This is a genomic window from Pseudomonas sp. So3.2b, from assembly GCF_019464415.1.
Taxonomy (GTDB): Bacteria; Pseudomonadota; Gammaproteobacteria; order Pseudomonadales; family Pseudomonadaceae; genus Aquipseudomonas; species Aquipseudomonas shahriarae.
Genome location: NZ_CP080494.1, coordinates 456,790 through 477,046, shown reverse-complemented (window position 1 = coordinate 477,046; position 20,257 = coordinate 456,790). Strand labels below are relative to the sequence as shown.

Sequence of the window (20,257 nt, the reverse complement as noted above, 5' to 3'; positions counted from 1 at the left end):
GGCATGATCAAGCATCCTACAGGAGGAATAACAATGAAAAGCCTCGTCGACCATCTGAGCCAATACGCCGCCTACCACCGCGACCCGCGCAACATCGCCAGCCACTTTATCGGCATCCCCATGATAGTGGTGGCCGTCGCCGTGCTGCTGTCACGCCCCGAATGGCAAGTGGCCGGCCTGTGGCTGTCACCGGCGGTGCTGCTGGCACTGTTTTCTGCGGGGTTCTACCTGCGCCTGGAACTGGCGCTGGGGGTGTTGATGAGCGTGCTGATGGGCCTGTCGGTGTGGGCCGGGCATGTGCTGGCGGCGCAAAGCACGCTGGTGTGGCTCAGCAGTGGTATCGGACTGTTTGTGCTGGGCTGGGTGATCCAGTTTGTCGGCCACTACTACGAGGGGCGCAAGCCTGCGTTCGTCGATGACGTGTCCGGGCTGATCGTGGGGCCGTTGTTTGTGGTGGCAGAGCTGGCGTTTCTGCTGGGGTTGCGCCATGAGCTCAAGCGGCAAATTGAAGAGCGGGCGGGGCCGGTGCGCGCGCGTCACAAGAACGCCACGGTCTGAGAAGCACCGGTAATCCAAATGTGGGAGCGGCCTTGCTCGCGAAAGCGGTGGTTCAGTCGGTACATCCAGTGACTGACACTGCGCGTTCGCGAGCAAGCCCGCTCCCACAGATTTTTTGCAATTTTTTAAGCCTTTTGCCAGACCTTGGGCTTGAAGAACAACGTCTCGCCCCGCGCCAGCCCGGTCAGGCTGTCGTGATCCTTCACCACTTCCGCTTCGATCAGCTCGCTCTGGCCTTCGACCTTCAGCGTGACCCGCGTGGTGGCGCCCAGCGGGCGGATGTCGCGCACTTGCGCAGCATGGTGGTCTTCCAGTTCATGGCGTGACAACGACACTTCGTGGGGGCGGAACAGCAGGTGCTGGTCTGCACCCAGGTGCAGGCGGTTGGAGTCGCCGAGGAAGTGATAGACGAAATCGCTGGCCGGGTTTTCGTAGACGTCGCCCGGTGAGCCGATCTGCTCGATCACGCCCTTGTTCATCACCACGATCCGGTCGGCAACTTCCATGGCTTCTTCCTGGTCGTGGGTCACGAATACCGAGGTCAGGTTGATGTCCTCGTGCAGGCGTGCCAGCCAGCGGCGCAGTTCCTTGCGGACCTTGGCGTCCAGGGCGCCGAAAGGCTCGTCGAGCAGCAGTACCTTGGGCTCCACCGCCAGGGCACGGGCCAGGGCGATCCGCTGGCGCTGGCCGCCGGAGAGTTGTTCCGGGTAGCGATCCGACAGCCAGTCCAGTTGCACCATGTTCAGCAGTTCGTGGACCTTGGCGGCGATCTGGGTTTCGTTCGGGCGCTGGTTCTTCGGCTTCATGCGCAGGCCGAAGGCGACGTTGTCGAACACGGTCATGTGGCGGAACAGCGCGTAGTGCTGGAACACAAAGCCGACGTTGCGATCACGCACATCGTGGCCGGACACGTCTTCACCGTGAAACACGATGCTCCCGGCATCCGGGGTTTCCAGGCCAGCAATGATGCGCAGCAAGGTGGTCTTGCCGCAGCCGGAGGGGCCAAGCAAAGCCACCAGCTCGCCACTCTGGATATCCAGGTTGATGCTGTCCAGGGCCTTGAAGGCGTTGAAGTTCTTGCTGACGTTACGGACTTCGATCGACATGACTTATTCCTCAGCCGCACCGGCGCGCAGGCGGTTAATACGGTTCTCGCTCCACTGCTTGAGCAGCAGGATGAAGAGCGCCAGGATCAGCAACAGACTCGCCACCGCAAACGCGGCAACGTGGTTGTATTCGTTGTAGAGAATCTCGACGTGCAGCGGCAAGGTGTTGGTCACGCCGCGAATGTGCCCGGACACCACCGACACCGCGCCAAACTCACCCATCGCCCGCGCGGTACACAGCACCACGCCGTAGATCAGGCCCCACTTGATGTTGGGCACGGTGACATGCCAGAACATCTGCCAGCCATTGGCGCCCAGCAGGCGTGCGGCTTCTTCTTCCTGGGTGCCCTGCTCCTGCATCAGCGGGATCAGTTCACGGGCCACGAACGGCACGGTGACGAAGATCGTCGCCAGCACGATGCCCGGCAAGGCGAAGACGATCTGGATATCGTGATCCTGCAGCCACGGGCCGAAGAACCCCTGGGCACCGAACATCAGCACATAGACCAGGCCGGCGATGACCGGCGAGACCGAGAACGGCAGGTCGATCAGGGTCACCAGCATGCTTTTGCCACGGAATGAGTACTTGCTCACGCACCAGGCCGCACTGACGCCGAATACCAGGTTGAGCGGCACCGAAATCAGCACCGCAATCACCGTCAGCTTCAAGGCCGACAGCGCGTCGGGCTCGAAGATCGCGGCAAAGAACGCGCCCAGGCCGAGCTTGAGGCCCTGGGACACCACGATAAACAGCGGCAACAGCAAAAACAGGGCGAAGATCAGCCAGCCAAGGCCGATCAGGATGCGTCGCGACACCGCACTGCCACGGCGGGCAGCATTGGCCGAAGACGCGGCGGAAATAGACGATTGGGACATGTTCCGCGCCTCCTTATGGGTGTTCGATGCGCCGCTGCAACAGGTTGATCAGCAGCAGCAGGACAAAGGAAACCACCAGCATCAGCACGCCGATGGAGGTAGCGCCGGTGTAGTCGTATTGGTCGAGCTTGACCATGATCAGCAGCGGCAGGATCTCGGTTTTCATCGGCATGTTGCCGGCGATGAAAATCACCGAACCGTACTCACCCACACCTCGGGCGAACGCCAGGGCGAACCCGGTCAGCCAGGCCGGCAGCAGCGCCGGCACGAGGATGTAGCGAAACACCTGCCAGGGCTTGGCGCCCAGGCAGGCGGCGGCTTCTTCGATTTCCCGGGGGATATCGGCCAGCACCGGCTGCACCGTACGCACCACGAAAGGCAGCGTGACGAAGGTCAGGGCCAGGGTGATGCCCAGCGGGGTATAGGCGATCTTGAAGCCCATGTCGGTGGCGAACTGGCCGACCAGGCCGGACGGCGCGTACAGCGCAGTCAGCGCAATACCGGCCACGGCGGTGGGCAGGGCAAACGGCAGGTCGATCATCGCGTCGATGATCTTGCGCCCGGGGAAGGTGTAGCGCACCAGCACCCACGCCAGCAGCGTACCGATCACGCCGTTGATCAGCGCGGCATACAGGGCGGTACTGAAGCTCAACTTCAAGGCTGCCCAGACCCGCGGCGCCGAGATGATGGCCCAGAACTGATCCCAGGTGAGTTGGGCGGCGTGGACGAACATGGCCGCCAGCGGTATGAGCACAATCAGGCTGAGGTACACCAAGGTGTAGCCCAGCGTCAGCCCGAAGCCGGGTATGACGGGGGAGATACGACGCGACATAAAAGTCCTTGGTTAACAGTTCAATACCACTGCAGGAACGAACTTATGTGGGAGCGGGCTTGCTCGCGAAAGCGGTGCGCCAGTCAACGCATTTAGTGACTGACATACCGCTTTCGCGAGCAAGCCCGCTCCCACACAAGCCGCATTCCACAGGGAGGCCGTGTTGGTTATTGGGCAGTGTAGATCTGGTCGAACACGCCACCGTCGTTGAAGAATTTCGGTTGGGCAGTTTTCCAGCCGCCGAAGTCTTTGTCGATAGTCACCAGCTCCAGTTTCGGGAACTGCTGGGCGTACTTGGCGGCCACATCCTTGTCACGCGGGCGGTAGAAGTTCTTCGCCGCGATTTCCTGGCCAGCCGGGCTGTACAGGTGGTTGAGGTACGCCGTGGCGATTTCGGTGTTGCCCTTTTTCTCGGCGTTCTTGTCGACCACTGCCACGGGCGGCTCGGCGAGGATCGACAGGGACGGCACGATGATGTCGAACTTGTCAGCGCCGCCATCTTCCTTGAGGGCCAGGAACGCTTCGTTTTCCCAGGCCAGCAACACGTCACCCTGACCGTTGTTGACGAAGGTGATGGTCGAACCGCGCGCACCGGTGTCGAGGATCGGCACGTGCTTGAACAGCGCTTTCACGTATTCCTGGGCCTTGGCTTCGCTGCCACCGGCCTTGAGGCCATAGGCCCAGGCGGCGAGGAAGTTCCAGCGGGCGCCGCCGGAGGTTTTCGGGTTCGGCGTGATCACCGAGACGTCGTTCTTGATCAAGTCGCCCCAGTCCTTGATGCCCTTGGGGTTGCCCTTGCGCACCAGGAACACGATGGTCGAGGTGTATGGCGTGCTGGCTTCGGGCAGGCGGGTCTGCCAGTTCTCTGGCAGGGTCTTGCCCAGCTTGGCGATTTCGTCGATGTCGCCGGCCAGGGCCAGGGTCACCACGTCGGCGCGCAGGCCGTCGATCACCGCCCGGCCCTGCTTGCCCGAACCACCGTGGGATTGCTGGATCTTGACGTTGTCGCCAGGGTGCGCCTTTTTCCAGAAACTGGTGAATTCGGCGTTGTACTCCTGGTACAGCTCACGGGTCGGATCGTAGGAAACGTTAAGCAGCTCGTAATCCTTGGCCACTGCGGAACCGGCAAACACGGCGCTGGCCAGGGCGGCCAGGGCGTAACGGCGAATCGACGACATAGACAAGCTCCTGAAATTCTTGGGTGTTGGCTTTTCTTATAAGTACGGGTCCTGCAATCGAAGCGCCGTCTTGGCTCAGCTCGTTTTGTTGCCCGGGCTCTGCAAGCGGAATTTCTCTTTACGTTCGATCTGCACCACTTGGGCGTTGTGTACGGTGATTTCCACTGCGCCGAAACGCAGGTCACGCAATGCGCTTTGGATCTCGCGCAAAATGGCTGCTTCGTCCTGGCCGTCGACGCTGCGTAGAGATGCGCTCATGGTCGTGCTCCTGAAATGAGAAGTGCCTGGCAGTGGCGGCACTGCTTGCGGCGTGAGAGCGATAGTAGATAAGCGCTGATATTCTTAAAAATACTATTTAAGAATGTTTATATAACCAGAAAGAATTTTCAGGCAGGACACGACGTTAAGGCGTGCGCAGATAAAAATGTGGGAGCGGGCTTGCCCGCGATAGCGGTGTATCAGCACCAGATTTACTGGCTGACACTCCGTCATCGCGGGCAAGCCCGCTCCCACATTTTTGTTGCATTCCACCCCGGAGGGTGGGGTTAGTGGATGGCGGGGGCCAGGGCCCAATCAATCTCTGCCGCCAGCATCGGCCGGCCAAACCAGTAGCCCTGGCCCAGGTCGCATTGGTGATTCAACAGGAACCGTGCCTGTTCCATCTGCTCGATACCCTCGGCTTGCACCTGCATACCCATGCTCTGCGCCAGGGCGATGACCACCCGCACAATCGCCGCATCGTCTTCATCCCACGGCAGGCCGGCGACGAAGCCCTGGTCGATTTTCAGCTTCTGCACCGGCAACCGCTTGAGGCGCAGCAGTGACGAATAGCCAGTGCCGAAGTCGTCGATGGCCAGGCTCAGGCCCAGTTCGCGCAGGCGGTGCAGTTGTTCCAGGGCCACTTCCGGGTCGTCCATCACTGCGCTTTCGGTGACTTCCAGTTCCAGCTTCGCCGGGTCCAGGCCGGTGTCGTGCAGCACCTTGGCCACCTGCTCGTACAATTCGTGGCGGGCAAACAGGCGGCTGGAGATATTGACCGCCATAAAGGACAGGTTCTTGCCGTCTGCCAGCCACTGGCACATCTGGCGACAGGCCTGCTCCATGACCCAGCCGTCAATCTCGGCGATCAACCCGGTGCGTTCGGCAATCGGGATAAATTCTGCCGGTGACACCAGGCCGCGCAGCGGGTGCTGCCAGCGCACCAGGGCTTCCACACCAATCATCCGGCTGGTTTGCAGGTCGTGGACCGGCTGGTAGTAGACTCGCAACTCTTGCTGATCGAGGGCGCGACGCAGCTCATTGCCGATCTCGATCCGGTGCTGGGCGTGGGCTGTCAGTTCCTCGGTGTACAGGGCGTAGCCTTCGCGCCCGGAACTCTTGGCCTTGAACAACGCGGAGTCGGCGTTGCGCAGCAACTGTTCGGCACTCAGGGCATCGCTGGGGAACAGGCTGATGCCAATACTGACGCTGACAAACAGCTGGTGGCCGTTGAACACGAACGGCTGCTTCATGCCGTCAATGATGCGCTGGGCCAGGGCGGCCGCCTGGACCACCTGTGGACAACTTTCCGCCAGCACCGCGAACTCATCGCCACCCAGGCGCGCCAAAGTCACGCCGGGACCGAACAAGCCCTGCAGGCGCTCGCCCACGGCCTTGAGCAACTGGTCGCCGACGTTATGACCCAGGCTGTCGTTGATGATCTTGAAGTGGTCCAGATCCAGCATCAACAGCGCACAGCCACGCTTGTGAATCTGCGCCGAGGCCAGCGCCTGCTCGGCGCGGTCGGTGAACAGCAGGCGGTTGGGCAGGTCGGTCAACGGGTCGTGGTGGGCCAGGTGCGCCAGTTCGTGCTCGGAGTGCTTGATGGCACTGATGTCAGAAAACACCGCCACGTAATGGCTGACCTGGCCCTGGTCATCATGGATGACACGGATGGTTTGCCACTGTGGATAAATTTCCCCGCTTTTACGGCGGTTCCAGATCTCGCCGCTCCACTCGCCCTCTTGGTTGAGCGCGCGAAACATCTGCTCATAAAAGTCCGGCGAATGGCGCCCGGACTTGAACAGGCTCGGCTGGCGGCCCATCACGTCTTCCACCTGGTAACCGGTGATTTCAATAAACGCGCGGTTGACGTGGACTATCTGCCCGCGGGCGTCGGTGACCAGCACCCCTTCGCGGGTGCAATCGAACACCGCCGCCGCCTGGCGCAGGCGCTCGCGGTTTTCCGTCAAGGGTTGCTGGATGCGATGGTTGCGGGCGCTGCGGGCGCACAACAGGAAAATAAACAGGGCGCTGAGGGTCACCCACAGGTAGCCGCGCAGTATCTGCCAGTGAATCATTTCCTTGGGTTCATCAATAAAATTGATAAATACCTGCTGACTGAGCTGTATCCACAAGACCGAAAGCAACAAGTACACCAGCCCTGCACGCAGGGCACCTCGGTATGAAAGCAGCATATGACTAGTAATCCTTACTAAAAAACAGAATCGCCTTACAGAATCTGCGGATTATAGGACAAGTAACATCTCGTCACTCCTATCTGAAAGGGTGACTGGTTTTATCTGTAGGCTAAGTGATAATGCGTCAGCTGTTCTTATCTTTATCTGAGGGCCATACAGCCTATGTGGTACAACGGTTTTCTTGACTTGTCAGCCTGGCAACTGGTGGCAGTCACTCTGTTGATGACCCACGTGACCATTATCGGTGTCACGGTCTATCTACACCGCTATTCAGCCCACCGCTCCCTGGAGCTCAATGCTGGCCTGAAACACTTCTTCCGCTTCTGGCTGTGGTTGACCACGGCGCAGAATACCCGCGAATGGACCGCTATCCACCGCAAACACCACGCCAAGTGCGAAACCGTCGACGATCCCCACAGCCCGGTGATCAAGGGCCTGTCCACGGTCCTGCGCAAAGGAGCCGAGTTGTACCGCGCCGAGGCGGAAAACCCCGAGACCCTGCGCATCTACGGCAAGAACTGCCCGGACGACTGGATCGAACGCAAGCTCTATACCCGCTATCCGCTGCTGGGCGTGGCCCTCATGGGCGTTATCGACGTGCTGCTGTTCGGCACCATCGGCATCACCATCTGGGCGATCCAGATGATGTGGATCCCGTTCTGGGCCGCCGGTGTGATCAACGGCCTGGGGCATGCCATCGGTTATCGCAACTTCGAATGCCGCGACGCGGCGACCAACCTGGTGCCGTGGGGCATCATCGTCGGTGGCGAAGAGCTGCATAACAATCATCACACCTACCCCAACTCCGCCAAACTGTCGGTGAAGAAGTGGGAATTCGACCTGGGCTGGGCCTGGATCCAAGTGTTCAGCTTCCTGCGCCTGGCCAAGGTGCAGCGCGTGGCGCCGATTGCCCATCGGGTGGAAGGCAAGGGCCACCTGGACATGGACACCGCCATGGCGATCCTCAACAACCGCTTCCAGATCATGGCCCAGTACCGCAAGTTGGTGATTGCGCCGCTGGTCAAGCAAGAACTGGAGAAGGTCGATCATTCGGTACGCCACCAGTTCCACCGGGCCAAGCGCCTGCTGTCACGGGAAACCAGCCTGCTGGATGAGCGCCACCATGTGCGCATCCAGAGCATGCTGGAGCACAGCCAGGCCTTGAAGGTGATCTACGAAAAGCGCCTGGCGCTGCAACAGATCTGGCTCAAGACCAGCAGCAACGGGCATGACATGCTCGCGGCCATCAAGGAGTGGGTGCACGAGGCCGAGGCCAGCGGGATCCAATCCCTGCGCGACTTTGCCCACCAGTTGAAAACCTATTCGTTGCGCCCCGCAAACGCCTAGGTGTTGCAGGAGCCGGGAGGACGCCCAGTCCTTACCGGCTCCACAGTTTTTTGGCGCCATTTCACAGTCACCGAACATTCCGTCTCAATCGCGACTGATAACGGAACTTAGCTGCAATTCCCCTCTCTCAAACAACACTTCGCCATCCTGGCGGGCCTTGTTTTGACTGCTGTTCAATGCTGCGGCATGTCCAGAGAGAATTGTGCCGATGGTCCACGAAACGGACTCCCCGATCCCCACCACACCTGACTCAACGGATACGTCACGGCCGGCTGCCGCTACCTTGCTGGCGTTGATGCATGCCCAGGGCGAAGTGGAGCGTCTGAGCCAGCGTGAACAGCTGTTGAGCTCGCTGCTGGTCAGTGTGAACGCCGTGCTCTGGGCCATCGAGTGGGAGACCCGCCGCGTGCTGTATGTAAGCCCGGCCTATGAGCGCATCTTCGGGCGCTCGGCCAGCCTACTGCTGGCCGAGCACCGTGGCTGGCGCGACAGCATCCACCCCGAAGACCAGCATTACGCCGAGCACAGCCTGGCCCAGGTGCTGGAGCTGGGGGCGGTCGAGAATCGCCAGTACCGCATCATCACCGCAGACGGGCAGATCCGCTGGCTCAGCGACAAGTGCTTCACCAACCAACAGGCCACCCCAGGGAAACCGTTGATTGTGGTGGGCATCGCTGAGGACATCACCGAAAAAAAGCACCTGGAGCTCGAGCTGCAGCGCCTGGCCACCACCGACGTGCTAACCCGCAGCAGCAACCGTCGCCATTTCTTCGAGTGCGCCCATCACGAATTCGAACGTGCCTGCACCCAAGGCCTGCCCCTGGCCTTCCTGTTGCTGGATATAGATAACTTCAAGGCCATCAACGACACCTACGGCCACCTGGAGGGCGATCAGGTGTTATTGCGTATCGCCGAGAGCGGCCGCGGGGTATTGCGCCGTGGCGACCTGTTCGGGCGCATTGGCGGCGAAGAATTTGCTGCGGTGCTGCCAGGATGCGAACCGGAAAGGGCCATGCAGGTCGCCGAACGCCTGGGGCAGGAAGTGCGCCAACTGGAGTTCAGCCATGACGGCCGGTTTTATGGCGTGACCGTCAGCCAGGGCCTGGCCAGCCTCACCGCCGCAGATGCAAGCCTTGATAGCCTGTTCGCCCGGGCTGATGCGGCCATGTATGAAGCCAAGCGCCAGGGCAAGAACCGGGTGATTGTCGGCTGAATGCCTGCCCTTTCACGGCGCTAAACAATAGCGCCTGGACCACCGCCATCGCGGGCAAGCCCGCTCCCACAGGGGACCTCGACCAGGCTGGGAGTTCTGGACACACCACAAATCAAATGTGGGAGTTGTCGAGCTTTAGCGAGGCTACGATGGCGGCAGCACATTCAGCATTGTTGCTGCCAGACACAGCGCCTACCCAGGCTTGCGGATGCGCGTCAGCTCTGCAAACCCAACCTTGAGCAACCTCGCCGTCTTGCCCTTGGCCAACGCCTCGACCCCTTCATGCTCGGTCAGCCCTGCCAGTTGCGCCGCGATGTTCATCACCAGCGCCTCACGGGAATACACCCCGCCTTCCAGGGAGTAGGTCGCCGCGATCAGTTGGCGCAGCTCCAGGGGCAAGCGCCAACGCGTGCGCAGCGCCGAGCCATAGCTGGCGCCAAAGGTGGACAATGACTCGCCAATCAACGCCTCATCCAGCTCACCACCGCCCTGGCGCCACTCCTGCAAGCTGCGCAGCAGGGCCAGGTCGCCCAACCGATGGAGAATACCGGCGCTGTAACAGCGTTCGTGTTCAAGATCGAGCATGCGCGCCAGTGAACGACCGTATTGCGCAGTCCGCTGGGACAACTGCCAATAACGCTCAGCGTATTCCATCAGGCTGGCATCGCTGAGGATCACGTTGTGCTTGAGGGCCAGGCCGAGGATCAGGTTCATGCTCTGCCCGGCGGCCAGTTTGTGCAGCGCCATGGACAGGGTCTGCACCGGTGTGCCGTGCTGGCCGGCGCTGTTGGCGGCGGCGATCAGCACCGCGGTGATCTGTGGATCAACCTTGACCTGCTCTTCCAACTGCTCGAGATCCAGCCCCTGCGGCGTGAGGCTGCGTTGCACAGCCGCCTTGACGTCAACCCGCAGCGGCGCGCCGTCCGACAGCTCGCGACGCTGCTCCAGGAACACCGGCAAGGACATGCCCGCCGCCAGGACGGGGGGCTCGCAATACACCGTTTCGCCTTCGTTGAGCAACAAATCCTGCAGGCGTTGCGTAAGACCCTCCATGTTCAGTGGCTTGGTCAGGTAGGCGGTGGGCGCCAGCGGCAGTGCCTCGCGCACGCTGGCGCCGTCATTGCGTGTACTGAGCAGGATAAACGGCAACACGGGCACCCGCCGACGCTGACGCACACTGCGCAACAGGCTCAGGCCGTCAACGCCCGGCAGCTCCCAATCGGCAATGATCAAATCGTAGGGTTTGTCTCGCAGCAGCTCGGCGGCGTGCTGCCCGTCGGCGCACACATCCAGCCGCGCGTCGCAGCGCACATTCAACAACACCTGCTTGAGCAGATCCCGCGACCAGGGGTCGGGCTCGGCAATCAGCACACGGGGCACAGCAGGTAAATCAACAGCAGTCATGCAGCACGCTCCATCGGCAATCCCTGCACATTAGACAAAGGAAGCACCTGCGTACAAGGAACAAGGCCTGAATAGGTGCATAGCCCACAAAAAAACCCGCCGAAGCGGGTTTTTTCGATCCAGCCAACCTGCGCTTACAGCTCGGAGAAGCACTCTTCGATGATCGCCAAACCTTTGTCCAACTGCTCGTCCGGCGAGGTCAGCGGGACCAGCACGCGCAACACGTTGCCGTAGGTGCCGCACGACAGCAGGATCAGGCCCTTGTCACGCGCCTTGGCAACCACCGCGGCCACCGCAGCAGCGTTCGGCTTGTGGCTGTCGCCGTCCTCGAACAGCTCGACCGCGATCATCGCGCCCAGGGCACGCACTTCGCCGATCACCGGGTACTTGGCCTGGATGGCTTTCAGGCCAGTGACCAGACGCTCGCCAACAGCCTTGCAGCGGTCCAGCAGGTGCTCTTCTTCGAACACTTCCATCACGGCCAGGGCCGCGGCGCACGCGATCGGGCTACCGGCATAGGTGCCACCCAGGCCACCTGGGGCAATGGCGTCCATGTATTCGGCCTTGCCGCACACGCCAGCCAACGGGAAGCCGCCCGCGATGGATTTGGCAAAGGTGGTCAGGTCGGCAGCAACGCCCATCTGCTCCATGGCAAAGAAGGTCCCGGTACGGCCGGCACCGGTTTGCACTTCGTCGGCGATCAGCAGGATGCCGTGCTTGTCGCACAGTTCGCGCAGGCGCTTCATGAAGGCTTTAGGCGCGACATAGAAACCGCCCTCGCCCTGTACCGGCTCGATGATGATGGCAGCGATATCACGCGGCTCGGCATCGTTCTTGAAGATGCGTTCGATGCTGGCGATGGAGTCGTCGATGCTCACGCCGTGCAACTCATTCGGGTACAGCGCACGGAAGATACCGCCTGGCATCAGGCCCATGCCAGCGGAGTACGGCACGACCTTGCCGGTCAGGCCCAGGGTCATCATGGTGCGGCCGTGGTAAGCGCCGGTGAAGGCGATCACGCCGGCACGGCCAGTCGCGGCACGCGCAATTTTCACGGCGTTTTCCACGGCTTCGGAACCGGTGGTGACCAGCAGGGTTTTCTTGGCGAAATCACCTGGCACCTTGGCGTTAACTTTTTCGCACAGCTCCACGTACGGCTCGTAGGCCAGGACCTGGAAGCAGGTGTGGGTCAGCTTGCTCAACTGCTCGGTCACGGCCGCGATGATTTTCGGGTGCAGGTGACCGGTGTTCAGTACGGCGATGCCGCCGGCGAAGTCGATAAACTCGCGACCTTCAACGTCAGTCACGGTGGCGTTCTTCGCGGATTCGGCGAAGATAGGGTGAATCTGGCCAACACCGCGCGGTACAGCGGCTTCGCGGCGTTTCATCAAGGAAGCGTTGGTCTTGTTGCTCATAAAGTCCTCATTCGCCACTCATCGGGTGGCGTGGTCCAAGGAATACGTGACGGGGAGGCAACTACGGCAGCATGCGATGATCGACTGCCACAGCTTTCCCGGCCACTTCGAATAACGGTTTGAAGCACGCAAAGGGACAGCGCTCTCGTGCCCTTTGCGTTTGCAGCGATACCTTGCCGGTTAGATACCCAGGCAGAGGTATTTGATTTCCAGGTAATCCTCGATGCCGTACTTGGAGCCTTCACGGCCCAGGCCCGACGCCTTGATACCGCCGAACGGCGCCACTTCGTTGGAGATCAGCCCGGTGTTGACGCCGACCATGCCGTATTCCAGGGCCTCGGCCACACGGAACACACGGCCCAGGTCGCGGGCATAGAAGTAGGAGGCCAGGCCAAATTCGGTGTCGTTAGACATCGCGATCACTTCGGCTTCGTCTTTGAAGCGGAACAACGGCGCCAGCGGGCCGAAGGTTTCTTCCTTGGCCACGGCAGCGTTTTTCGGCACGTTGGTGAGGATGGTCGGCTCGAAGAAGTTGCCTTCCATAACCTTACCGCCCGCCAACAGGGTCGCACCTTTGCTCAAGGCATCGGCGATGTGTTCCTGGACCTTGGCCACGGCTTTTTCGTCGATCAGCGGGCCAGTCGTGGTGCCTTCTTCCAGACCGTTGCCGATCTTCAATTTGGCTACGGCCACTTTGAGTTTTTCAGCGAACGCGTCGTACACCGAATCCTGGATGTACAGACGGTTGGCGCACACGCACGTCTGGCCGTTGTTGCGGTACTTGGAAATGATCGCGCCTTCGACGGCCTTATCCAGGTCGGCGTCGTCGAACACGATGAACGGCGCGTTGCCGCCCAGTTCCAGGGAAACTTTCTTGATGTCCTTGGCGCATTCGGCCATCAACTGGCGACCGATTTCGGTCGAGCCGGTGAAGGACAATTTACGCACGGTCGGGTTGCTGGTCAGCTCGCTGCCGATATCGCCAGCGCTGCCGGAGACCACACTGAACACGCCGTTTGGAATCCCGGCACGCTGGGCCAGCTCAGCCAGGGCAAACGCCGAGAACGGGGTTTGCGACGCAGGCTTGAGGACCATGGTGCAACCGGCAGCCAGGGCCGGGCCGGCTTTACGGGTGATCATCGCGGCCGGGAAGTTCCACGGCGTGATGGCGGCGGTGACGCCGATCGGCTGCTTCATCACGATCAGGCGCTTGTCTGGCTGATGGCCAGGGATCACGTCCCCGTAGATACGCTTGGCCTCTTCGGCGAACCACTCGATAAACGAAGCGGCGTAGACGATTTCGCCCTTGGCTTCGGCCAGCGGCTTGCCCTGCTCCAGGGTCATCAGACGCGCCAGGTCATCCTGGTTCTCGATGATCAGCTCGAACCAGCGACGCAGCTTGTTTGCACGGTCCTTGGCAGTCAGTGCGCGCCAGGCCGGCAAAGCCTTGTCGGCGGCTTCGATGGCACGACGGGTTTCGGCGGCGCCCATCTTCGGCACGGTGCCCAGGATCTCGCCAGTCGCGGGGTTGTTGACCTTGATCGTTTGACCGTTGTCCGCATCGACCCAAGCGCCATCTATAAAGGCTTGCTGGCGGAACAACTGGGTGTCTTTAAGCTGCATGTCGGCTTTCCTTAACAGCACCGCGCGCGCGCGGGGCAAATTAGAGTTGTTGAAAGGCGCCTCGAAGGCTGCCGTCAGGGAAATCAGTCACTGAGCGCAAGCTGAAACATCGCGCACGGGAGACAGAGCGTTTGAAATCTCAAACGAATCCTAGGATCAATGGGGGGGCAGGGCAATAGTCTGTTCGAAAAAAAGAACGAAAACGGCGCATTAGCCGAATTATTCTGACAGGCGCACAACAGCCGGATTCAGCGCCAAGGACGCACACCGCCCGGTACAGAGCCTCGCCGCTCCAGAATCCTACCGGCAGACGGCCAAAAACCAGCATGGACGCCCAAGGTCGACATGGGTATGATGGCGCCCGCACAAGCATCCGTAGCTCAGCTGGATAGAGTACTGCCCTCCGAAGGCAGGGGTCGTGGGTTCGAATCCCGCCGGGTGCACCAGATACAGAGAAAAAGCCCCAGGTCGCAAGACCTGGGGCTTTTTTGTGGGCGCTGTTACAAAGACTCTTCTGCCGGCCATATCCAACTAGGCAAAGCGCTTTTGCGTTGTAAGTGGGAGTGCGTAAACTGGCAACGCGAAGAGTGCACTACATAAGTTTGTTCTCATTTTGCAGCTGGCCGTTAGCTTACTGAGTTGTCACTTCACCGGCCTTGTGAAAGAGCTTGGCGAAGATCATCCACTGGCCATCGACTTTCATCAAGTTCAAGTAGTCGACCATGACGTTATTGAATAGGCGCAAACGCACTTTAACGATGGCCATTTCCGCAGACATCACATCAATCATCAACACTTCATCAAGTTGTGGAAAACCACCTTCCTGTGGCGACTGACGGCCTTGAACCATGGCCCTGTACTCATCAAAAGACCGGACGACCACGGTCGAGTCTTGTGCGCTATATAACACGCAACCCCGATGAAAGACCCGATCAAACAGATTCAAATCCTGGGTTTGCAGTACATCAAAGTAGTTTTTCAGAAACGACTGGATTTCATTGATCATGGCGAACAACTCCCGTTTTATTAGCATGACATTATTTAAATAATTAAATCGTCGCTATTATCGGTATCTCGCTCGCTTCACGTATAGCGGCTATTATTAGACTTTTCCGTGAAAGGAATTCACCTATTGAAGCTCCCTCCACTCGCTGCATTGCGCGCCTTCGAGGCTTTGGCCCGGCTGGGCAAGGTGAATTTGGCGGCCGTTGAGCTGCACGTGACCCACAGTGCCGTCAGCCATCAGATTGGCTCTCTTGAAGAGTATTTGGGTATTGCCTTGGTGATGCGCAGCGGACGTTCCCTGGTGTTGACGGAAGAGGGGCGCATTTATGCCTACCAGATCAGGCAGGCGCTGGGTGAAATCGCCGGGGTCACAGAAAAATTTCTGGCGAGAAGCAATTTCCCGCAACTGACCCTGTCGGTGCTGCCCTCCTATGCCATGCACTGGTTATTGCCGCGCTTGCACGGCTTCATGAGTGCCCATCCCGGGCTGCGCCTGAAATTGGAATCGACCATGGCGTTCGCCGGTTTAGAACAGGGCCTGGTCAATTGCGCAATCCGCTTCGGTCACGGCCAATGGCCCGATATGCATTGCGAAACACTGATGAGCGACTCATTGCTGGTGGTCGCTGCTCGCGACTTCAACCACGGTGTATTGCCAGACACGCCGCACGCCATCCTCGAGCAGCCACTGCTGCACGCCAGTGAAAGCTGGGCAACCTGGCTGTGCGCCGCAGGCGTGGAGGGGCAGCGCCCTCACGCCTCGCTGGAGTTTACCGACTCCACCTTGCTGCTCGAAGCGGTACGGCTCGGGCACGGCGTCGCATTGACGCGCCGCTCGATCGCCCATTCACTGATTCAACGTGGGGAGCTGGTCAAACTCACCGACATCGAACCGGCGCATTCTTCGAGCTACTATCTGGTCTGGCCACTGGGGATTAAACGTTCGGCGCAATTAACCTCCCTGCACAGCTGGCTCAAAGACCAAGTCGTGGCGTATCAAGACAGCCTATAAAACCGCTGCTTGTAGGTCTTAGTTCAAATCGGGCCGGGAGCCGCAGATACAGACGAAAAGCCCCAGGTCGCAAGACCTGGGGCTTTTTTATGGGCGCGAGTTCAACGCTTTTGCAACGCTTCCAACCGGGCGGGCAGGTCTTCGTCAGGAAAGCGCTTGTGCAGCGCCAGCAGCTTCTCATCCGCCGCCCTGCTCTCTCCCGCCTCGCGCAGATGCACAATCTCCTCAAGCCCCTGCTCCAGGGACTGCGGTTTGGCGGCTATCTGCTTGCTCATTTTCGCCACGGGCTCATCGGCCACGACCGCCGCCATCTCGGCCTGGACCGACGCGCTGTCAGCCTGTGGTGCCATCGCCATACGGGCCATGGGCGCGGGGGCGGCTGGGGCAGACAGTGCCTGCGGCGGTGGCGCAGCGGCATATTCGGCGGCTTCGGGCAGGTCGATATCAGGTACTGGCGAGCGCATTACCACGCCAATCATCAGTGCGACCCCGGCCACGGTGGCAAACGCCATCTGCCAGCGTGGTCGTTGGCAAGCTTGCAGCCAGCGTTGCCACAGGTTTGGCCCGGGAGCCGGTGCTTCGCGGCGGGCGGCAGCGAGGATGAAGGCGTCGAGGGACGCAGGCGGCTCGCTGGCGCTGTGTTGGCGAAAGTGCTGGATCAGCCCTTCGTCAGTCGGATCCTGGGGGTGTCGGGAGTCAGTCATACGGGTACCTCCTCGGCCAGCAGCCGACGCAATTTCTGCTGGGCGTAACGCAAGCGGCTTTTTACCGTTTCCAGTGGGCTGCCGGTCAGGGCGGCGATTTGCGGCAGTTCCAGGTCGCCGTGCAGGCGCAGCATAAACACTTCGCGCTGGTCTTCGGGCAGGTCTTGCAACGCTGCATCGAGACGGCCCTGGTCGCGGCTCAGGCTCAGTTGCTGCTCGGGGCCGGCGCCGGTGTCGGGCTGGGCGTGCAGTTGTTCGTCGTAGCTGTCGTGCAGCGGGTTGTGGATGCCGTGCTTGCGCCAATGGTCGATCAGGCGGTTGCGGGCAATCTGGAACAGCCAGGTACGAAAACTCGCGCGGCCTTGTGGCTGGGTAGTGCTGCGGATCAGGCTGAGCCAGGTGTCCTGGTAGATTTCCTCAGCCAGTTCGGCCTTATTGCAGAGGCCCACGAGAAACCGGTAAAGGCCCTGGCGGTGCCGGGCATAAAGGATTTCGAAGGCGCCTGCATCGCCGCTGCGGTAGCGGGCCAGCAGCGATTCGTCGCTGGGTGGATCATCTGGTACGGCCATGTTAAGTGGCGAACTCCTTTCGATGGATCACTGCAGATTACCTGTGGGAGCCGGGCAAGCCAGCTCCCACATTAGAGCTGTATCGTGTGCAAGATCAGTGTTTGAGGCTCTGGGCCAGTTCCACCAACTGTACGAATTCATTACGAAGGCCGTAGGGATCATCACCCCGGGCCGAGCGGGCCAGGGCGGCGGTGTCTTTTAGGCTCATGCTGCCAGTGTAGCGGCCATCGCCCTTGAGCTGTTGGGCGAAGGCGGCCACGGCGGCCGAGAAGCGCAGGTCGTCGCTGGGCGTGTGTTGAGCACTCTTGATCGGGTGTTCGATCAGGCGACTGCTGCCACCCGCCGCCGGCTTGTAGCGTACCCGCAACATGGCCAGTTCTGTGGCGTTGCCCTCGCCAGCCTTGGCCTGGGTATAGCGCAGCGGTTCCAGCCAGCCTTTTGAACCCTTGGGTACGATTTCATACAGCGCTGTCACGGTATGCCCGGCACCGATTTCGCCGGCGTCCACCTTGTCATTGCTGAAATCCTCACGTTTCAAGGCGCGGTTTTCATAGCCCAGCAGGCGATATTCGCTGACCTGGGCCGGGTTGAATTCCACCTGCAGCTTCACATCCCGCGCCACCACGGCCAGGGTCGAGCTGAGTTGCTCCACCAGGACCTTGCGCGCTTCGCGCAGGTTGTCGATATAGGCGTAGTTGCCATCGCCCGCGTCGGCCAGTTGTTCCATCAGGTGCTCGTTGTAGTTGTCCACACCAAACCCCAGGGTGGTCAGGGATACCCCGCTTTTGCGCTGGTCCACGGCCATCTGCTTGAGGCTGTCGAAGTCGCTGATGCCGACGTTGAAGTCACCGTCGGTGGCCAGCAGGATGCGGTTGATACCCTGGTCGATAAACCCTTCGCGGGCCATCTGATAGGCCAGTTCGATGCCCGATGCGCCCGCCGTGGAGCCGCCGGCGGTCAGTTGCTCGATGGCGTTGCGGATGTTTGCCTTGTCGCGACCGGACGTGGGCTTGAGCACCACCCGCGACTCGCCGGCATACACCACCAGCGACACGCGGTCCTGATCGCGCAGTTGGTCGACCAGCAGCTTGAGGGTGCTTTTCACCAGCGGCAGGCCTTCGCGGCGGTCCATGGAGCCGGAAACATCCACCAGGAACACCAGATTGGCCGGCGCCAATTCGGCCACCGCACGCTCGGAGGCCTTGATGCCGACGCGCAGCAGGCGCGTGTTGGGGTTCCAGGGGGTGGCGGCGACTTCGGTGGTCACGCCGAACGGTGAGCCATCGCTCGGCAGTGGGTAGTCGTAGGGGAAGTAATTGACCATTTCCTCAAGTCGCACGGCACCTTCGGGCGGCAGCTGGCCTTGGTTGAGGAAACGCCTGACATTGGCATAGCTGCCCGTATCGACATCGACGCTGAAGGTCGAGACCGGGGTTTCGGCAACGCTGTGCACCGGGTTGTCCGGCAGGTTTTGATACTGCTCACGCGGCTCGGCGCGGTACTCCATCGCCACAGCGTCATGCATGGCCATCGGTGCCGGCATCGCCATTCTTTTGAGCATGGCGCCCTGAGCCTGGACAGGCGCGCTTTGCAGTTCGGGGACGGCAGCCGCTTCGGGCGCCTTGGCCTCGTCACGGGATGACAGCCCACACCCGGCAAGTGCCACCAGCAAGGTCACGGCAAAGCCCTGGGCAGCGGGGCGCAGGAGGAGAAGAGGATGGGACATGGGCTGAACCTCGTGTGTGAATGATGCGTTCACAAGGTCAGACGTAGGAGCGTCGGGATTCGGGTTAGCGTCTGGTCACTCAACCTGTGTGGGAGCTGGCTTGACCTGCGATAGCGGTGGGCGAGTCAATACATACGGTGACTGACCTACCGCTATCGCGGGCAAGCCCGCTCCCACATTGGATCGGCAGTGACTGGTCCAGATCAGTCCGAGCCGTACTTGGGCGAGCGCGGGCCGTATAGGATCCCGGTGCGTTGCCCGGCCGACAACAGGCGCGCGCTGGTGATACCAGCAATCGGATGCGCCGCGTCGGTGGAGCTGTTGATCACTTGCTTGACCGCTGCGGTGATCAGCATGCCCACCAGGCCGCCGCCGTTGTTGTTGCCTTCCTCGCTGGACGCCCGTGCCGAGCCGGTCCACAGGGTGGTGCCGGTGCGCAGGTCGACCAGTTTGGCCGAGGCTGTCACGGAGGTGTCGCTGGTGATCAGCATGTACTTGGTGCCGTACTCGCTGACGGTGATGTACAGCGCCGCGTCTGCGCCGAAGATCTCATGCAGCTTGCCCGGCGGCACGCCCTGGATATCGTTGGCGGTGGTCAGGCCGTTCTGGCGGAAGGTTTCGTCCACCAGGGCAATCGGCATCACGTAGTAACCGGCTTCCGCTAACGGGTAGGTCACCTGCGATACCAGGCTGTAGGAGGCCTGCACTTCAGGGGACTCGTTGATCGGTGGCAGCACCAGGATCGACTTCGGCCGCGCCTGCTTGTAGGCCGAGTAATCGACGGTCTTGGGTGCTGCGCAACCGCCCAGCAAGGCCAGGGCGAGCAAGGCGCCGGTGAGTTTCAAAAAGCTCATTTCTTCACCTCTGGGGCCTTGGCGTTCTTGAGCAAAAAGTCCATGTAGGCAGCAGACTCGGGGAACAGCGCCTTCTCGGTGCGCAACTGCTGCACCATCTGGTCATCCTTGCCCATGCTCAGGTACAGCAAGCCCAGGTGGGCGTGGTAGCCCGGCGGGGCCTGGCGGCCACTGGCGTTGATCTTTTGCAGGTCGCGTTCCAGCGCTTCGACCTGGGCTTCCTTGGGCTCGCCCTTGAAGTACTCGTAAACCTGTGGCTGGTAGCTTTCCCATTGATACAGGGGCTTGGGTGCCGTCTGGCACCCTGCAACCAGCGCGGTTGCTGTCAGCATCAGCGCTAACTTAACTGCCTTGCTCATCCGTGTACTGCTCCTTG

At 60.8% G+C, this 20,257-nt stretch carries 19 protein-coding genes and 1 tRNA gene; 5 read left to right on the top strand and 15 right to left on the bottom strand.

All coding sequences use genetic code 11. The features are described 5' to 3' along the window. Positions 1-33: 33 nt before the first annotated feature. Positions 34-558 (top strand): DUF962 domain-containing protein, encoded by a 525-nt coding sequence (locus tag K1X80_RS02095; protein WP_057957972.1) that lies wholly within the window; start codon positions 34-36, stop codon positions 556-558. A 125-nt stretch (positions 559-683) separates the two neighbouring features. On the opposite strand, the gene K1X80_RS02090 is transcribed toward K1X80_RS02095, so the two are convergent. From K1X80_RS02090 to dibA, 6 genes are all read right to left on the bottom strand, one after another. Beyond that, positions 684-1,664, bottom strand: a complete 981-nt coding sequence (locus tag K1X80_RS02090; protein ID WP_057957971.1) for a sulfate/molybdate ABC transporter ATP-binding protein — start codon at positions 1,662-1,664, stop codon at positions 684-686. A 3-nt stretch (positions 1,665-1,667) separates the two neighbouring features. Then, complete coding sequence (gene cysW / locus K1X80_RS02085) at positions 1,668-2,540, bottom strand: sulfate ABC transporter permease subunit CysW (RefSeq protein ID WP_029299486.1); 873 nt, start codon at positions 2,538-2,540, stop codon at positions 1,668-1,670. A gap of 13 nt (positions 2,541-2,553) precedes the next feature. Beyond that, positions 2,554-3,372: a sulfate ABC transporter permease subunit CysT gene (gene cysT / locus K1X80_RS02080; RefSeq protein WP_057436992.1), complete on the bottom strand. Its 819-nt coding sequence runs from the start codon at positions 3,370-3,372 to the stop codon at positions 2,554-2,556. A gap of 167 nt (positions 3,373-3,539) precedes the next feature. Then, complete coding sequence (locus K1X80_RS02075; protein WP_057436990.1) at positions 3,540-4,550, bottom strand: sulfate ABC transporter substrate-binding protein; 1,011 nt, start codon at positions 4,548-4,550, stop codon at positions 3,540-3,542. Positions 4,551-4,625: 75 nt separating this feature from the next. Then, positions 4,626-4,808, bottom strand: a complete 183-nt coding sequence (gene oscA / locus K1X80_RS02070; protein ID WP_057436988.1) for a sulfur starvation response protein OscA — start codon at positions 4,806-4,808, stop codon at positions 4,626-4,628. A 287-nt stretch (positions 4,809-5,095) separates the two neighbouring features. Beyond that, positions 5,096-7,006, bottom strand: a complete 1,911-nt coding sequence (gene dibA, locus K1X80_RS02065) for a phosphodiesterase DibA (RefSeq protein WP_057957970.1) — start codon at positions 7,004-7,006, stop codon at positions 5,096-5,098. Between the two features lie 165 nt (positions 7,007-7,171). Here dibA and desA point away from each other — a divergent pair, with 165 nt between their 5' ends. Both desA and K1X80_RS02055 read left to right on the top strand, forming a co-directional pair. Beyond that, positions 7,172-8,356, top strand: a complete 1,185-nt coding sequence (gene desA, locus K1X80_RS02060) for a delta-9 fatty acid desaturase DesA (RefSeq protein WP_057436984.1) — start codon at positions 7,172-7,174, stop codon at positions 8,354-8,356. Between the two features lie 208 nt (positions 8,357-8,564). Then, the gene (locus tag K1X80_RS02055; RefSeq protein WP_198799811.1) at positions 8,565-9,569 is read left to right on the top strand and encodes a sensor domain-containing diguanylate cyclase; all 1,005 of its coding nucleotides are present in this window, start codon (positions 8,565-8,567) and stop codon (positions 9,567-9,569) included. Between the two features lie 192 nt (positions 9,570-9,761). On the opposite strand, the gene K1X80_RS02050 is transcribed toward K1X80_RS02055, so the two are convergent. From K1X80_RS02050 to gabD, 3 genes are all read right to left on the bottom strand, one after another. Beyond that, the gene (locus tag K1X80_RS02050; RefSeq protein ID WP_169990533.1) at positions 9,762-10,973 is read right to left on the bottom strand and encodes an HDOD domain-containing protein; all 1,212 of its coding nucleotides are present in this window, start codon (positions 10,971-10,973) and stop codon (positions 9,762-9,764) included. A gap of 134 nt (positions 10,974-11,107) precedes the next feature. Next, positions 11,108-12,388 (bottom strand): 4-aminobutyrate--2-oxoglutarate transaminase, encoded by a 1,281-nt coding sequence (gene gabT / locus K1X80_RS02045; protein WP_057957967.1) that lies wholly within the window; start codon positions 12,386-12,388, stop codon positions 11,108-11,110. Between the two features lie 180 nt (positions 12,389-12,568). Beyond that, on the bottom strand, positions 12,569-14,011 hold the full coding sequence (gabD, locus tag K1X80_RS02040; RefSeq protein ID WP_057957966.1) for an NADP-dependent succinate-semialdehyde dehydrogenase: 1,443 nt from the start codon (positions 14,009-14,011) through the stop codon (positions 12,569-12,571). 369 nt (positions 14,012-14,380) lie between these two features. On the opposite strand from gabD, the gene K1X80_RS02035 reads away from it, so the two are divergent. After that, positions 14,381-14,457: transfer RNA gene (locus K1X80_RS02035), tRNA-Arg, on the top strand. A gap of 185 nt (positions 14,458-14,642) precedes the next feature. Here the strand turns inward: K1X80_RS02035 and K1X80_RS02030 are convergent. Then, positions 14,643-15,017 carry a nuclear transport factor 2 family protein gene (locus K1X80_RS02030; protein ID WP_057436977.1) on the bottom strand — a complete coding sequence of 125 codons (375 nt, stop codon included), beginning with the start codon at positions 15,015-15,017 and terminating at the stop codon, positions 14,643-14,645. Between the two features lie 126 nt (positions 15,018-15,143). Between K1X80_RS02030 and K1X80_RS02025 the strand changes: the two genes are divergently transcribed. Next, on the top strand, positions 15,144-16,028 hold the full coding sequence (locus tag K1X80_RS02025; protein WP_057436975.1) for a LysR substrate-binding domain-containing protein: 885 nt from the start codon (positions 15,144-15,146) through the stop codon (positions 16,026-16,028). 101 nt (positions 16,029-16,129) lie between these two features. Here K1X80_RS02025 and K1X80_RS02020 read toward each other — a convergent pair whose 3' ends face one another. From K1X80_RS02020 to K1X80_RS02000, 5 genes are all read right to left on the bottom strand, one after another. Further along, the gene (locus tag K1X80_RS02020) at positions 16,130-16,732 is read right to left on the bottom strand and encodes a hypothetical protein (RefSeq protein WP_169960005.1); all 603 of its coding nucleotides are present in this window, start codon (positions 16,730-16,732) and stop codon (positions 16,130-16,132) included. After that, the gene (locus K1X80_RS02015) at positions 16,729-17,301 is read right to left on the bottom strand and encodes an RNA polymerase sigma factor (protein WP_120731200.1); all 573 of its coding nucleotides are present in this window, start codon (positions 17,299-17,301) and stop codon (positions 16,729-16,731) included. The genes K1X80_RS02020 and K1X80_RS02015 overlap by 4 nt, the downstream gene beginning before the upstream one ends. A gap of 94 nt (positions 17,302-17,395) precedes the next feature. Continuing rightward, a complete protein-coding gene (locus K1X80_RS02010) occupies positions 17,396-19,027 on the bottom strand; it encodes a VWA domain-containing protein (RefSeq protein WP_220172625.1) in 1,632 nt (543 codons plus the stop codon). 203 nt (positions 19,028-19,230) lie between these two features. Then, positions 19,231-19,881 carry a DUF799 domain-containing protein gene (locus K1X80_RS02005; RefSeq protein WP_057436967.1) on the bottom strand — a complete coding sequence of 217 codons (651 nt, stop codon included), beginning with the start codon at positions 19,879-19,881 and terminating at the stop codon, positions 19,231-19,233. Beyond that, entirely contained in the window at positions 19,878-20,240 is a 363-nt protein-coding gene (locus tag K1X80_RS02000; RefSeq protein WP_057957961.1) for a DUF4810 domain-containing protein, read from the bottom strand. Before K1X80_RS02000 ends, K1X80_RS02005 begins: the two co-directional genes overlap by 4 nt. Positions 20,241-20,257 lie beyond the last annotated feature (17 nt).